Source organism: Sorangium sp. So ce119 (assembly GCF_051524405.1).
GTDB classification, from domain to species: Bacteria; Myxococcota_A; Polyangia; order Polyangiales; family Polyangiaceae; genus Sorangium; species Sorangium cellulosum_G.
In genome coordinates this window covers 8381283-8396791 of sequence record NZ_CP150310.1, presented here as the reverse complement: position 1 = coordinate 8396791, position 15509 = coordinate 8381283, and the positions used below count along the sequence as shown (strand labels likewise).

The 15509-nt window shown below is 71.6% G+C and carries 11 protein-coding genes; 9 read left to right on the top strand and 2 right to left on the bottom strand.

Translation table 11 applies throughout. From position 1 onward, the window contains the following. Positions 1–35 precede the first annotated feature (35 nt). A complete protein-coding gene (locus WME76_RS31660) occupies positions 36–842 on the bottom strand; it encodes a hypothetical protein (protein WP_437955973.1) in 807 nt (268 codons plus the stop codon). A gap of 292 nt (positions 843–1134) precedes the next feature. Here WME76_RS31660 and WME76_RS31655 point away from each other — a divergent pair, with 292 nt between their 5' ends. The 8 genes from WME76_RS31655 (at position 1135) to WME76_RS31620 (ending at position 12316) form a co-directional block, all read left to right on the top strand. After that, positions 1135–2364, top strand: a complete 1230-nt coding sequence (locus tag WME76_RS31655) for an efflux RND transporter periplasmic adaptor subunit (protein ID WP_437955972.1) — start codon at positions 1135–1137, stop codon at positions 2362–2364. Further along, positions 2361–3059 carry an ABC transporter ATP-binding protein gene (locus tag WME76_RS31650; protein ID WP_061620404.1) on the top strand — a complete coding sequence of 233 codons (699 nt, stop codon included), beginning with the start codon at positions 2361–2363 and terminating at the stop codon, positions 3057–3059. The genes WME76_RS31655 and WME76_RS31650 overlap by 4 nt, the downstream gene beginning before the upstream one ends. Beyond that, complete coding sequence (locus WME76_RS31645; RefSeq protein ID WP_437955971.1) at positions 3056–4222, top strand: ABC transporter permease; 1167 nt, start codon at positions 3056–3058, stop codon at positions 4220–4222. The genes WME76_RS31650 and WME76_RS31645 overlap by 4 nt, the downstream gene beginning before the upstream one ends. A 50-nt stretch (positions 4223–4272) precedes the next feature. Then, the gene (locus WME76_RS31640) at positions 4273–5439 is read left to right on the top strand and encodes an ABC transporter permease (protein WP_061620402.1); all 1167 of its coding nucleotides are present in this window, start codon (positions 4273–4275) and stop codon (positions 5437–5439) included. Between the two features lie 159 nt (positions 5440–5598). Continuing rightward, a complete protein-coding gene (locus WME76_RS31635; RefSeq protein ID WP_437955970.1) occupies positions 5599–6486 on the top strand; it encodes a PfkB family carbohydrate kinase in 888 nt (295 codons plus the stop codon). A gap of 116 nt (positions 6487–6602) precedes the next feature. Continuing rightward, complete coding sequence (locus WME76_RS31630) at positions 6603–7556, top strand: putative glycoside hydrolase (protein ID WP_437955969.1); 954 nt, start codon at positions 6603–6605, stop codon at positions 7554–7556. A 290-nt stretch (positions 7557–7846) separates the two neighbouring features. Further along, on the top strand, positions 7847–8767 hold the full coding sequence (locus WME76_RS31625; RefSeq protein WP_437955968.1) for a transposase: 921 nt from the start codon (positions 7847–7849) through the stop codon (positions 8765–8767). Positions 8768–9475: 708 nt separating this feature from the next. Then, entirely contained in the window at positions 9476–12316 is a 2841-nt protein-coding gene (locus WME76_RS31620; protein WP_437955967.1) for a serine/threonine-protein kinase, read from the top strand. A 4-nt stretch (positions 12317–12320) separates the two neighbouring features. On the opposite strand, the gene WME76_RS31615 is transcribed toward WME76_RS31620, so the two are convergent. Beyond that, the gene (locus WME76_RS31615) at positions 12321–13862 is read right to left on the bottom strand and encodes a sigma 54-interacting transcriptional regulator (RefSeq protein ID WP_437955966.1); all 1542 of its coding nucleotides are present in this window, start codon (positions 13860–13862) and stop codon (positions 12321–12323) included. Between the two features lie 360 nt (positions 13863–14222). On the opposite strand from WME76_RS31615, the gene WME76_RS31610 reads away from it, so the two are divergent. Beyond that, entirely contained in the window at positions 14223–15482 is a 1260-nt protein-coding gene (locus WME76_RS31610; RefSeq protein ID WP_437955965.1) for a serine hydrolase domain-containing protein, read from the top strand. Positions 15483–15509 lie beyond the last annotated feature (27 nt).

Below are 15509 nucleotides of genomic sequence, written 5' to 3'. Positions count from 1 at the left end.
CCACGGCCGCACTTCCGGCAGAAGCGCTCGATTCGTCAGATGTCTTTACGAAGCCGCGCGCGGTAGCGGCTCAGCGCGATCGCCCGCGCCTCGCCGGGCCGCGCGAGGTTCCTGTAGGCGAAGCACTTCGCGATCTCGCTCTCGACGAGCTCGGGCAGCGTGCTGGTGAGCGTCCCCTGCGAGTGCGTGTGCCGCCCGTCGCGGGCGAGGGCGGCCACGGCGTACGGCGCGATCTGGAGGCTCGCCGCCTCGCGGCCGGCCGTGACGAAGCCGAGGTACGCGCGGAGCACGTGGAAGTGGTGGGCGACGACCGTCAGGTGGGCCACGCCCTGCTCGCGACACCACCGGATCACCGGGGGGGCCTCGGTCGCCGAGTTGAGCGCCGGCTTCCGGTCGTCGCCCTCGTACTGCGCTCCCCCGACGAGGACGATGGCGCTCCCCGGGACGCCCAGCTCGTCGCGGAGCTTCCGCTGCCACGCCGCTCCGCCGGCGAAGCCGGAGGCGGGCCCGTCCGCGCAGACCAGGATCTTCGGCGCGCGGGAGAGCCGCTCCCAGAGCGCGACCGCGCCGCGGAGCAGGCTGTCCTCCGTCTCGGGGACGTGGGCCATGACGTAGAGCGCGTCGCACGCGCGCGGCGTCTCCATCGCCTCCGTGAGCACGTGGGCCGCGAGGAGGAGCATCTCCGCGAGGTGCTCCTTCGGCTCGTTCATCAAGGCGTCGTACGTCGCGTCAGCGGCCACGCGCGGCCTCCTGCCGGCGCCCCGCCCCGTCGACCAGGCCGCGCCGCGCCTCCCCGCCGTCGTCTCCGGCCAGCGCTCTCCGCCGGAGATCCGTCTGCGCACGCTCGATCCTGCCGGCGGCCGTCATGCATCCATCCTACCTCGTGCGCGGTGCTCAGCGCACCTGCCGCGTCCGTCGCCACCATCGCGCGCGCCGGATGTCCACTCCGGGCGCGGCGGGGATCCCACGCCGGGCCCGGCGGACAATCCTGAACGCATTGTGGTCGGGACGTGCGGATTGCCACGAGAGGGACCGGCCGACACCCCGTCCACGAATCAGGGGGGCGGACGCCGCGCATCAGGATTTTAACGTTAGAATATAAACGCCAACACGGAGGCGTGATAAGGAGGCGCCGTGTCCGACCAGCTCAGCTCGGATCTCGCCTCGCTCCGGATCCAGCGGGATGTCGATCCCGACCGTCGGAGCCCGCTCCGCACCGCCCTCATCGTCGCGCTCGCGCTCGCGGCGGTCGCCGGTGCCGCGGTCTTCGTTGCGCCCAGGGCGCAGAGCGCGATCTTCAAGACCGAGGTGACCACCACGGAGGTCGCGCTGGTCTCGCCGGCGCAGGCCTCGATCTCGGTGACGTCGACCGGGTACGTGGTCCCGCAGGTCGTGTCCAAGGTCGGGGCCAAGTTCCCCGGCCGCATCGCGCGGGTGCACGTCAAGGAAGGCGACGTGGTGAAGCAGGGCGACCTGCTCGTGGAGCTCGACGACGCCGACCAGAAGAGCCTCGTGGCCGCGGCCCAGGCCAAGGTCGCGGCGGCGCGGGCGCGCGCCACGGCCTCCCGGGCGAGCATCGGCGAGGTGGAGCAGCAGCTCGCGCGGGAGCGGCTGCTGGTCGAGCGCCAGGTGACCGGCCGCGCCTCGATGGATGACCTCACCGCGCGCATGCACTCGCTCACCCAGTCGGCGGCGGCGGCCGACGCCGAGGTCAAGGCCGCGGCGGCCGACGTCGAGAGCCTCCGGGTCACGCTGGCCGACCGGAAGATCGTCGCGCCGATCGGCGGCACGATCATGACGAAGCCGCCGGAGGTCGGGGAGGTCGTCGGCCTCGAGCTGCCGCACCTCGTCGAGATCGCCGACTTCGCGTCGCTCGTCGTCGAGACCGATGTCCCGGAGACGCGCCTCTACCTCATCGAGCCCGGCAAGCCGTGCGAGGTGGTCCTCGACGCGTATCCCTCGAAGCGGCACCGCTGCACGACGCTCGAGATCGGCAAGCGGGTGAACCGCGCCAAGGCGACCGTCCCGGTGAAGGTGAAGTTCGTCGGAGAGCCAAAGGAGGCGCTGCCGGAGATGAGCGCGCGGGTCAGCTTCCTCGCCGAGGCGCTGTCCGAGGAGGCGATGAAGGAGCCGCCGAAGCGGGTCGTCCCGGAGGCCGCGGTGGTCGAGCGGGGCGGCGCCAAGGTGGTGTTCGTGGTCAACGAGGGCCAGGTGAAGATGGTGCCCATCAAGGTGGGCGGCCCCGCGCCCGGCGGGCTGGAGCTGCTCGACGGCCCGACCCCGGGGGCGCGCCTCGTGGCGAGGCCGTCCGCCGAGCTCGCGGACGGTCAGAAGATCAAAGAGAAGGAAAAGGGGAGCGAATGACCGAGGGGTATCGCGACGGGAAGCCGAAGCCCATTGTCGAGCTGCAGGGGGTTGGCAAGAGCTATTTCCGCGACAAGGAGCCGATCGTGGTGCTCGACAACATCACGCTCGACGTCCCGGAGGGGTCGTACGAGGCGCTGATGGGGCCCTCGGGCTCGGGCAAGTCGACGCTGCTGAACCTGATCGCCGGGCTCGATCGCCCGACGCGCGGCTCGGCGCGCGTGGCGGGGCAGGACCTCACGCGCATGAGCGACGGCGAGCTGGCGCGCTTCCGCTCCAGGACGATGGGCTTCATCTTCCAGGCCTACAACCTGATGCCGGTGCTCACCGCGGTCGAGAACGTCGAGCTGCCGCTCCTGCTCACGAACCTGTCTTCGTCCGAGCGGCGGAAGCGCGCGCAGACGGCCCTCCGCGTCGTCGGGCTCGAGGAGCGGATGGGCCACTATCCCCGGCAGCTCTCCGGCGGCCAGGAGCAGCGGGTCGCGATCGCGCGGGCGATCGTGAACGACCCGACGATCATCGTGGCGGACGAGCCGACCGGCGATCTCGATCGCAAGAGCGCCGACGAGATCCTGGCCCTCCTGGAGAAGCTCAACAAGGAGTTCAAGAAGACCATCCTGATGGTCACGCACGATCCGCAGGCCGCCGAGCGCGCGACGGTGACGCGCCGGCTCGACAAGGGGAACCTGTCATGAACCTCGTCTCCGTCGCCGCCAGGAACGTCCTTCGCAACAAGTTCAGGACGCTGCTGACCGTGATCGGCGCGGTGGTGGCGGTGCTCGCGTTCGTGCTCCTCCGGACGGTGCTGACGGCGTGGAACGTCGCCGCCGACCACGCCGCGAAGGACCGGATCGCGACGCGGCACAAGATCTCGTTCATCCTCCCCTTGCCGAAGCGCTACATGGACACGGTCCGCGAGGTCCCCGGCGTGACGGAGGGGTCCTTCATGAGCTGGTTCGGCGCCAAGGACCCGCGCGACGCCAACAATTTCTTCGCCTCGATGGCCGTCGAGTCGAAGACCTTCTTCAAGGTCTATGATGAGATGGTCGTCTCGCCCGAGGACATGGAGCGGTGGCTGGGCGACAGGAAGGGCGCCATCCTGGGCGACGTCCTCGCGACCCGGCTCAAGGTGAAGCCGGGCGACACGGTGACGCTGGAGGGGACGATCTACCCCGGAAACTGGCAGTTCAACGTCTCGGGGATCTACACGGCGACGCGCAAGTCGATCGACAGGTCGCAGTTCATCTTTCACTACGACTACCTGAACGAGTCGCTCCCCGAGCGGCAGCGCGACCAGATCGGCTGGATGACCGCCCGGATCGACGACCCGTCGCGGAGCGCGGACATCAGCGCGGCGATCGACAAGATCTTCGACGAGAAGGACGTCCAGACGGCGACGATGAGCGAGCGGGCGATGAACCTGTCGTTCATGGCGATGATGTCGGCCGTGCTGACGGCGCTCAACGTCGTGTCCATCATCATCCTTCTCATCATGATGATGATCCTCGGCAACACGATCGCCATGGGCGTCCGGGAGCGGACGCGGGAGTACGGCGTGCTGCGCGCGCTCGGGTTCGAGCCGAAGCACGTGAGGATCTTCATCGTCGGGGAGGCGGCGACCATCGGGCTGCTGGCCGGGTTCCTCGGGCTCGTGGTCTCGTATCCGATCGTCGAGCTCGGGCTGGGCCGGTGGCTGGAGGAGGACATGGGCGCCTGGTTCCCTTATTTCCGGATCGCGCCTTCGACGATGGTCATGGCGGTGCTGCTCTCGATGGGGCTGTCGCTCGTCGCGTCGCTCATCCCGGCGTACAACGCCTCGAAACTCTCGGTCACCGACGCGCTCCGGCGCGTGGCGTGAGCGACCCACGCAGCCTGTCTTCGACACCCTGAAAGCGGGAGAGAGCGCTCATGATCCCCGTCGCCTACAACGTTCGAAATCTGGTGGTGCGCAAGACGACGACCCTCGCGACGGCGTCCGGTCTCGGCCTCGTGGTGTTCGTGTTCGCGTCGGTGCTGATGCTCGCGAACAGCGTGGAGCGCACCCTCGGGCGCACCGCGCGGGACGACGTCGCGATCGTGATGCGGAAGGGCTCCGACGCCGAGATGGTGAGCAGCATCGAGGAGCAGCAGATCGGCGTGATCCTCGCGAGCGCCGAGGTCGCGAAGCGGCAGGACGGCAAGCCGGACGGGGTGGGGGAGGTGGTGGCGGTCATCCTCCTCGACAAGCTCGGCACGGAAGGCATCTCCAACGTGCAGGTGCGCGGGGTGCCCGACGACGTGCTCGCGTTCCGCTCGCACGTGAAGATCATCGAGGGCCGGCCGGCGCAGCCGGGCACGGACGAGGTGATCGTGGGCAAGGCGATCAACGGCCGCTTCAAGGGCCTGTCGATCGGCGAGTCGTTCGAGCTGCGAAAGAACCGGCCGGTGAAGGTCGTGGGGGTGTTCGACGACGGCGGCTCCTCGTCGGAGTCCGAGGTCTGGGCCGACCTGCACACGACGCGATCGGCGTTCGGCCGCGAGGGGGGCGTCTCCGCGGTGCGGGCGCGGCTCGCCTCGGCCAGCAAGTTCGACGCGTTCGAGGCGTCGATCGAGCAGAACCGGAACCTCGGGCTCGAGGTGATGCGCGAGAGCGTCTATTACGAGAAGCAGTCCGAGGGGACGAGCATGTTCATCAAGGTGATGGGCGTGCTCATCGCGGTGTTCTTCTCGATTGGCGCGATGATCGGCGCGATGATCACGATGCACTCGTCGATCGCGAACCGGCAGCGCGAGATAGGCACGCTGCGGGCGCTGGGCTTCTCGCGGTTCAGCATCCTCGTGTCGTTCCTCATCGAGTCGGTCCTCCTCGCGCTGGCGGGCGGGGCGCTCGGCGTGCTCGCCGCGCTCGGGATGAGGTTCGTGCGCTTCTCGACCGTCAATTTCGCGAGCTGGTCGGAGGTCGTGTTCACGTTCGAGCCGACGCCCGGGATCCTGCTGACGTCGGTGGCGATCGCGGCGGTGATGGGCCTGCTCGGCGGGTTTTTCCCGGCGCTCCGCGCTGCGCGGATCAGCCCGATCCAGGCGATGCGCGGCTGATCCGGACAAGGGGGCAGGGGAGCTGGAGGGGCTTCCGGCCTGGAGGCGTGGCGCCGGGGAGCCGATCTTGTGACCGATGGGCCGCCTCCCGGGGTGGGCGCATCGATCGAGGATCGCCGGGGGGGGTGCTACGATCGTGCGCCTGGGAGATTCGAGGCCATGAGCCACCCGGATATCCTGCTCATCGGGCATATCACTCGAGATCTGCTGAGCGCCGATCCGCACAGCGACTACCGCCTCGGCGGTACGGTCAGCTTCGGGGCCGTCACGGCGGTGCGGCTCGGCCGCGCGCCGACGGTGGTCACGCGCGCCGCGGCGTCGACGGATCTGTCGGCGCTGCCGGCGGAAGCGGAGGTGATGGCGCTGCCGTCGCCGGCCACGACGACGTTCGCCAACGTGTACACCGCGCAGGGTCGGGTGCAGTACTGCCATGCGCGGGCGCTGCCGATCAGGTCCAGCGATATCGAGGGCCGCCTGCGCCGGCCGCGGGCGGTGCTGCTCGGTCCGATCGTGGACGAGATCGGTCCTGACGTGGCGGGTGTCTTCGCCGAGGAGACGCTGGTGGTCGCCGCGCCGCAGGGATGGATGCGGCGGTGGGACGACGCCGGGCGGGTGTACAGCAAGCGGTGGGATGACGCGGGCGGGATCCTCTCTCGTCTGGATGTCGTCGTGCTGTCGGAGGAGGACATCGAGCACGACCCGAGCCGCCTCGATCCGTTCCTCGAGCGCGTGCCGCTCGTGGTGGTCACCGCGTCGCGGGAAGGGAGCACGCTGGTTCAGCGTGGTGCGGGCGGGGCGATCGTGAAGACCAGGATCGCTCCTCGTCCGGCCGAGGAGGTCGATCCGACGGGCGCGGGCGACGTGTTTGCGACGGCGTTCATGATCCGGCTCGAAGAGAGCGGCGATCCGGTGGCGTCAGCGCGCTTCGCCAACGTTGCCGCCTCGTTCGGGGTCGAGCATCCGGGCATGGGCGGGATTCCAGGCCGGGAGACGATCCTGGCGTACATGCAGGAGCACCCTTTCGGGGTGGCCCCGGGAGTGCCGTGATGCGCAGGCGTGTGGCTCCGGAGCAGCGATAAGGCGGAGAGGGAGAGGAGGCGCGCGGGCGGTGTGCGTCGGCGGGGGCCGGCGTGGTGCTCCGACGCGCTCGGTCCGGGTGGCCGGTGACGTGCTCTGTCCTCGACCGGGGGAACAGCATGACCACGGTCACCAAGGCGGTTTACGTGAACTTCACGGCAGCGAGGGACGCGGACCGGATGAATCGGCTCTCGTCTCTGGTCCAGCGGACAGAGCTGAATTCCATGGTCATCGACGTGCGATCGGACGGAGGGGCGCTCCTCCACGAAGACGACGAGACGACCAGGGACCAGCTCGGGGCCCTGCGCGGCGCCGGCATTTACCTCATCGCGCGGGTCGTCGCGTTCAAGGGCGGGCCACGGGGGTGGTACGATCCCGGATCGGAGGCGCGGTGGCGGGAGATCGCGGAGATCTCGTTGCGGGCGTTCGAGGTCGGGTTCGACGAGGTGAACTATGATTACGTGCGCTACGGGGCGGCGCGCGAGCCGCGGTCGCGGACGCCGATCGGGGAGAGGGCGCCGACGATCCGCGCCTTCTTCGAGTTCCTTCGCGCGGAGGTCGGCGATGCGGCGTCGCGTCCGATCTCGGCGGACCTCTTCGGGATCACGCTGCTCGGGCCGCAGGACGGCATTGGCCAGCGGATCGAGGACGCGGTGGAGCTGTTCGACTACGTGATGCCGATGCCGTATCCATCGCACTGGGAGCCCGGCAGTTTCGGGCTCGCGAACCCGGCGCATCACCCGTATGAGACCCTCCATGCGTCGCTCTCGGCAGGCTGGCGCAGGGTGGCTGAGCTGCCGGGGCGGATGGCGCTGCTGCGGAGCTGGATCCAGGCGTTCAACCTGGACAGCTCGCGCCCGATGAGGCGGTACAGGTACACGCCGTGGCACATCCAGGAGCAGATCCGCGCGATCGAGGACGCGGGGGGCGCCGGGTATGCGGCGTGGAATCCCCGCAGCGAGTACGAGGAGAGGGCGTTCGTGGCCGAGCCGGGGGAGGCGGGGCTGATGGGGCGCCCCGGGCGATCTGACCCGGGTTGACGATCGGACCGGGGTTGGGGGGATCCGACCCAGGTTGGGGGATCCCCGGGGGGGGATCCGACCCAGTTTGGGGGATCCGAGCCGGGTTGACGATCGGACCGGGGTTGGGGGATCCGACCCAGGTTGAGGCTGCGCTGCGCTGCGCTACGCCGGAGGAGAGGGGGTAGCACCGAGGTTGAGGCGGCGGGGGGTGGCGGAAACAGCTGGCGGCCGCCACCCCCGGCGTGATGCAAGTCATTGAAATGATTCGCCACTAGACCGGGCACGTCCTTTGTTGATGTCCGTCGGCCATGAGCCAGCCCCGCGAGATCGCCCCCGGCGCCACCTACCTCATCACCCGTCGCGTCCTGCGCCGGCATCTCCTCTTCCGCCCGGACGCGGCGATCACCCAGCTCCTGGTCTACGCACTCGCGGTCTCGACCCGCCGCTACGGCATCGAGGTCCATGCGCTTTGCGCAATGTCCACACATCTGCACCTCGTCGTGACCGACGCGAACGGCGTCTTGCCGCGATTCCTGCAGTTCTTCCATCGCATCGTCGCGCTCGGTACCAAGGTGCTGCGCCAGTGGGAAGGACCGGTATGGGACCATGAGGCCACGAGCGTGGTGCGGCTGCTGACGCGCGCGGCGGTGGTGGAGAAGATCGCTTACGTCCTCGCGAACCCTGTGGCCGCTGGGCTGGTCCAGCATGCGGGTGAGTGGCCGGGCGCCAAGGCGGACGTGCGCGAGATCGGCCGAGGCGTGCTGCGCGCCGCGCGCCCGACGGCGTACCTCGACCCGGAAAATCCGCAGTGGCCCGAGGAAGTGGCGCTCCTGCTCGCGCTGCCCCCGGTCATCGAGCCAGACAGCGCAGATGCCTTCCGCGATGAGGTGGCGGCCGAGCTCGAGCGACAGGAAGCGCAGGCCCATGCGGAGGTGCGGCAGCAAGGGCGCTGTTTCCTTGGCGCCGTGCGAGTCGGCGAGGTCTCCCCTTATGACCGGGCCACGACCTTCGAGGCGCTGCGTGGTCGCAATCCGACGTTCGCGGTCGGCCGCCAGCAGGGCGAAGCGTGGCGAATCGCCGGCGCTGCTGTGCGGGCCTTTCGCGCATCGTACCGCGCGGCGCTCGAACGCTGGCGTGCCGGTGTACGCAGCGTCGTGTTCCCGGCGGGGACGTGGTGGATGCGCACATTTCACGGCGTCAGCGTGACTGACGTCGTACTTACGGTGTAGACGCTGCGGCAGTGCGCAACGAGGCGCGGCGGGCAGGACTGTGCGACGGCTTCGACGCGTCGTGGTGGGGAGCGTCCGTCTCGAGGAGGCGGAATGGGCGGCGGCTTGCTCGAGCGGCGCTATGCGAGCGCATGCGCTGAGTCATGCTGTGCTGGCGGCGCGAAGGATGCTGTAAGCTCTACTCGGCCTACCGGGATTTTCCCGTGTCAGTAGACGAGCCCCGTGACGTCTTGTTCTCGGACCGCGAGCTGCGGGGCCTCCGGACCCGCAACCTGGGTCGGACCCGCAACCTGGGTCGATTCAAGATGTGGCGGACCCGCAACCTGGGTCGATTCAAGATGTGGGGCGGGTCCCACCCGTAGGGCACCGACGTGAGTCGGGTTACTGACCTGAGGTCGCAACCTGGGTCGGTTCAATCTGTGGGACGGGTCGCACTCGTGGCGAACAGCGTGCACTGGCTCAAGACGTGGGTCGGATCGTCGCGTCGGCCAGTCGGGGTCGGGTCGCGGTCGTCCCGTTGGTTCAACCTGGGTCAGGCCGCGACCTGGGTCACCTGCCCCGCAACCCGGGTCGGGTCACCCGGGTCGGGTCACCCCCGCTCCCGCCGCAACCCGGGTCGGGTCACCCGCAACCCGGGTCGGGTCACCCCGGTCACCTGCCGCCGCCCGACCGTTGAAGACGGCTCGACGCCGGTGCATTCTCCGCCCCATGCGCCCGGGTGAGGTCATCGACCGCCGCTTCGAGATCGAGCGCGTCGCGGCCTCCGGCGGGATGGGCACGGTCTACCGCGCCCTCGACCGGACCACCGGCACCCCCGTCGCGCTGAAGCTCCTCGGCCAGCCCGACCGCACCGGCGTGCACCGCTTCGAGCACGAGGCCCGCATCCTCGCCGAGCTCGACCACCCCAGGATCGTCCGCCACGTGGCGCACGGCGTCACCCCCGACGGGGTGCCCTACCTCGCCATGGAATGGCTCGACGGCGAGAGCCTCGCCCAGCGCCTCGCCCGGCAGCGCCTCGACCTCGAAGAGAGCCTCGCCCTCCTCCGCGCCACCGCCGAGGCGCTCGGGGCGGCGCACGCGCGCGGCATCGTCCACCGCGACGTCAAGCCGGGCAACCTCCTCCTCGTCGGCGGCGAGGTCGCCGGCCTCAAGGTGCTCGACTTCGGCATCGCCCGCATGAAGCGCACCATCGGCGCCCTCACGCGGACCGGCTCGGTGATGGGCACCCCGGGCTACATGGCCCCGGAGCAGGCCACCGGCGACCGGGACCGCCTCGACGCCCGCGCCGACATCTTCTCGCTCGGCGCGGTGCTCTTCGAGTGCCTCACCGGCAGGCCCGCGTTCCAGGGCCAGCACGTCATGGCCCTCCTCGCCAAGCTCCTCATGGAGGACCCGCCCCGCGTCCGCCACCTCCGGCCCGACATCCCCCAGGAGCTCGACGACTTCGTCGCCCGCATGCTCGCCAAGGACCCGGAGAAGCGCCCGCGCGACGGCGCGGCCGTCATCGAGGCGCTCGACGCCCTCGAGCGCGACCCGAGCAGCGGCCTCGCCGTCACGCCCGTCCTCTACGAGGCGATCACCACCGGCGAGCTCCGGCTGCTCTCGATGGTCGCCGCGCGCGAGCCGCGCCAGACCTCCGCGAGCAGCGCCGCCAGCACCCTCGTCTCCGCGCTCCCCCGCGAGCTCACGACCAAGCTCCACACCCGCACCCAGTCGCTCGGCGCCCGCGTGGACACGCTCGCCGACGGCACGCTCCTGCTCTCGATCGCGGGCGTCGGCGACGCCATCGAGCAGGCCGCCCGCGCGGCCCGGTGCGCCCTCGAGCTCGGCGAGCTCCTGCCCGACGCCTCCGTCGTGCTCGCCACCGGCCGCGCCGAGCAGACCGGCAGCCTCCCGGTCGGCCCCGTCATGGACCGCGCCGCCGCGCTCCTCGCCCTCGCCGAGCGCGAGGCGCGCCCGGAGCGGCAGCCGGCGCCGGTGCGCATCGACGACGTCACCCGCGCGCTCCTCGACGCCCGCTTCGAGATCGAGGCCGCGCGGTCCGGCACCTTCCTCCTGCTCCAGGAGCGCGAGGTCGGCCGCACGGCGCGGACGCTCCTCGGAAAGCCGAGCCCCTACGTCGGCCGCGACCGCGAGCTCCGCAACCTGCGCGAGCTCCTCGAGGACAGCTTCGGCGGCCCCGAGCCCCGCGCCATCCTGATCACCGGCCCGCCCGGCATCGGCAAGTCCCGCCTCCGCTGCGAGCTCATCGAGATCCTGCGCGAGCGGCACCCCGAGCTCACCATCGCGGTCGGCCGCGGCGACTCGCTCAGCGCGGGCTCGCCGTTCTCGCTCCTCGGCTCCGCCCTCCGGGGCGCCGCCGGCATCACCGGGGGCGAGCCCGCCGCCGCGCAGCATGAGCGGCTCCTCTCGCTGGTCGCGCGCGCCCCGGCGCTCGACTCGAGCGGCCGCACCCGGATCGCCGCCTTCCTCGGTGAGATCGTCGGCACGCCCTTCCCGAGCGAGGCCGACCCGCGGTTCCACGCCGCCCGGCAGAGCCCCGCCCTCATGGCCGACCAGATCCCGCTCGCCTACCTCGATTTCATGGAGGCCGCGTGCGCGGCGGGCCCCTACCTGCTCGTGCTCGAGGACATCCAGTGGGGGGACGCCGCGTCGCTCAAGCTCATCGCGCGGGCCCTCCGGGAGCTCCGCGACCGCCCGTTCGCGGTGCTCTACCTCGCGCGTGTGGAAGTGCGGAAGGCCTTCCCCGTCCTCTGGGAGGGCAGCGAGATCCACGAGATGACGCTCGGCGCGCTCCCGCGCCGCGCCGCCGAGGAGCTCGTGCGGCAGATGCTCGGCGACGGCCTCCCGCCCTCGGAGGTCGCCCGCCTCGTCGAGCGCGCGAGCGGCAACGCCTTCTACCTCGAGGAGCTCATCCGGGCGGTCGCGGAGGGCCGCGCCGATCGGCTGCCGGAGACGATCCTCGGCATGGTCGAGGCGCGGCTCGAGGCCATCCCCGCCGAGGCGAGGCGGCTGCTCCGGGCCGCGAGCGTCTTCGGCGAGACGTTCTGGAAGAAGGGGGCGCTCGCCCTGCTCGGCGACGCCGAGGGCTCGACCCTGGCGGTCGACTGGCTGCCCTGGATGCTCCAGCGCGAGCTCCTCGAGCGGCGCGAGCAGAGCCGCTTCTCGGACCAGGAGGAGTACGCGTTCCGGCACGCGCTCATCCGCGACGGCTCCTACGCGATGCTCCCGGATCACGATCGCGCGCTCGGCCACCGGCTCGCGGCCGAGTGGCTCCTGCAGGCGGGGGAGCACGACGCCAAGGTGCTCGCCGAGCACTTCGAGCGGGGCGGCGAGCCGCAGCTCGCCGTCGAGTTCTACCTGCGCGCGGCCGAGCAGGCGCTCGCCGGGAGCGACTCCGCGGCCGCGACCGCGCTGGCCGAGCGCGGGCTCGCGCTCGGCGCGGGCCAGGACGTCGAGGCGGCGCTCCACGGCATCCTGGACGGGGTATCGGACACGCTGCGCGCCACGGGCGCCCCCATCTCGCCCGGCTTCTCGCCCGGCTCCTGAGCGATCACGACATCCGCTTCCGCGGCCGCGGGATGCCGTACTCGTCGATGCGGTTGATCAGCGTGCGGAGCGAGATGCCGAGGAGCTTCGCGGCGCGCGTCTGGTTGCCCGCGGACTGCTCGAGGGCCTCGACGACGCGCTGCCGCTCGAGCGCCTTCATCTCCTGCCGGAGCCTCGCCATCGCGTCGGCGCCGGGCTGCGGCGTCGGGGCCTCCGCGGCGGGCGCGGCGGGCGCGGCGCCGTCGCTCTCGGCCCCCCCACGCGCCCGGGGGGCGCCGTCGCTCTCGGCCCCCCCGCGCGCGCGCGGGGTGCTGACGCTGGCCGGAGGCGGCACGGAGCCGGCCGGGGGCGGCGCCGCGCCGGCCGGGGGCGGCGCGGCGCCGCTCGTCAGGTGCGGCGGCAGATCGCCGGGCAGGAGCGCCTCTCCCGCGCACAGGATCGCCGCGCGCTCGACCACGTTGCGCAGCTCGCGCACGTTCCCCGGCCAGGAGTAGGCCTCGAGCGCGCCGAGCGCCTCGGGGGAGATGCGGGGCACGCCGCGCTGGTCGAGCTGCCGGCACGCGTCCTCGAGGAACTTGCTGGCGAGCGGGGCGATCTCGGGGAGCCGCTCGCGGAGCGGCGGGACGACGAGCGAGATGCCGTTCAGGCGGAAGTAGAGGTCCTGGCGGAAGTTACCGCGCGCGATCTCGGCCTGGAGGTCGCGGTTGGTGGCCGCCACGAAGCGGAGGTCGATCTGGCGGGGCGTGCGGCCGCCGAGGCGCAGCACCTTCCGGTCCTCGAGCACGCGGAGCAGCTTCACCTGGAAGGCGAGCGGCAGCTCGCCGATCTCGTCCAGGAAGAGCGTTCCACCGTCGGCGGACTCGATGAGGCCCGGGCGCGCCTGGGTGGCCCCGGTGAAGGCGCTCTTCTCGTGGCCGAAGAGCTCCCCCTCGAGGAGCGACGGCGGCAGCGAGGCGCAGTGCAGCTCGACGTAGGGCCCGCCGGCGCGGGGTGAGCGCGCGTGGAGGGTCCGTGCGAGCACCTCCTTGCCGACGCCCGTCTCGCCGAGGATGAGCACGCAGATGGAGCTCCGCGCGGCGCGGGCGGCCTGCTCGTGGAGCGCCACCATGGCCGGGGCGCGGACCACGACGTCCTCGGGCGCGTTCCCGCGGTCGGCCTCCTCGGCCGCCCCCGCCGGCGCCCGCCCGACGACAACCGTCGTCGCACCCAGGTTGAACCTCTCGCCCACGACAACCTCGGCGCTCTCCCGCGAGAGGCGCCGCAGCCGGTGGGTCCGCGCCGTCAGGGCGGGGAGCTGCTGCTCCCCGACGAAGGTCCCGTTGGCGCTCCCGAGGTCCTCGATCCGGAGCGGGGGCCCCACGTGCAGGGCGGCGTGCCGGCGCGACACCGACCGATCGTCGATGCGCACGTCGCACCCCTCGTCCCGGCCGAGGACGACCGAGCCGCGGCCCGGCAGCGGCGCGAAGGCGATCGAGCTGCCCGCCACGATCGCGAGCCGCAACGTCGTGCAGGAGCCCCGCGCCCCGCCCGGAGAGCCTTCGTCCACGGGCACATGATACGCGGCGCCGTGCGCCGGCCTGCACGATTCATGCAGCGCCCTGCACATCGTGCAGGCGGTTGCACGACCCACGCGTCGCCGGCCGGAGCGAGCAGACCCCGGCGTCGCGAAATGCCGGGTCCGCCCCCGGCGCGCGCCCCGGCATACGTCCTGCTCATCCTCTGGGATGACCGCGCGAGCAGCGCCGCCGACCGCGATCGGCAGCGCGCGGCGCGCTCCGCCGGCCACGCGGCCTCGGTGGCGCAGCTCGCCCCGCTTACCCCCCACGGTTCAGGAGTGGTCATGTGCACTGAGGATGGAACTTTCAACCGCAGGCGTCTTCTCCAGGGGTTTGGTCGTGCGGCGGCGGTGGCAGCGTTCGCGCCGGCGGCGGCGCTCTCAACCCGGGTTGCCGAGGCGGCGCCCTCAACCTGGGTCGGGACGCCGCAGGGGGGGCTAGCTTACGACCAGCTCCTCCCCGGCTCGCCCGAGGGCGTCGGCCTGTGCTCGGACCGCATCGAGGACGTCTTCGCGCGCGTCTCGCGCCGCGTGACCGACGGCCTCTTCCCGGGCGCGGTCGCCCTGATCGCGCGGCGGGGCAGGATCGTCGGCCACCGGGCGTTCGGCACCCGGGTTCGCGGCGAGGACGAGCCGGTCACGCTCGACACCCTGTTCGACCTGCTCTCGATCACCAAGGTCCTCGCGACCGCGACGTCGGCGATGATCCTGGTGCAGGACGGCGTCCTGCGGCTGAACGACCGGATCGCCGACTTCGTGCCCGGCTTCGCGGCGAACGGCAAGCGGGCGGTCAAGGTCCGCGACATGCTCCGCTACACGTCCGGCCTCCCGCTCGACAGCCAGTTCCTCGACGATCAGGACGCCGAGCGCGTCTGGCGGCGGATGGCCGAGGCGCCGCTCGAGTACGTGCCCGGCACGCAGGTGCTCTACAGCGACCTCACCTACCGCCTGCTCGGCCGGGTGATCGAGGCGGCCTCGGGCATGGATCTCGACGCGTTCGCGAAGGCGCGCATCTGGGGCCCGCTCGGCATGCGCGACACCACCTTCAACCCCTCGGCCGCGCTGATCGCGCGCACCGCCGCCACGGGCTTCTCCGAGCTCCGCGGCCGCGTCGTCCGCGGCGAGGTGCAGGACGACCAGGATTACGCCCTCGGCGGCGTCGCCGGGTGTGACGGTGTCTTCTCGACGGCGCGGGACATCGCGGTCTTCTGCCAGATGATGCTCAACGGCGGCCGGTACGGCGGCGTCCGCATCCTGAGCCGCCAGGCCGCCGACGCGATGGTGAGCAACCAGACGCCCGAGGTCCGGGCGGCGGACACCGACGTGTCCCCGCTCTCGAACCTCCTGCTGACCCCGAAGGGCTACGGCTGGGAGCTCGCGACCCACCGCTTCTCGAACGGCGGGATGCGCCTCGGCAGGACCGCCTACGGGAAGGCCGGCGGCACGGGGACGTTCCTGTGGATCGACCCCCGCCGCGAGCTGTTCGGGGTGCTCTTGACCAACCACGGTCTGCCGACCCCGTTCGACGAGCCCGGCTGGGACCGCATGCTCGATGCGGTCGGCAGCGCGGAGTTCTTCGACGGGATCGTCAACGCGGTCATGGACGACTGACCTGCACGAGGCGCTGCGAGCGGGCCT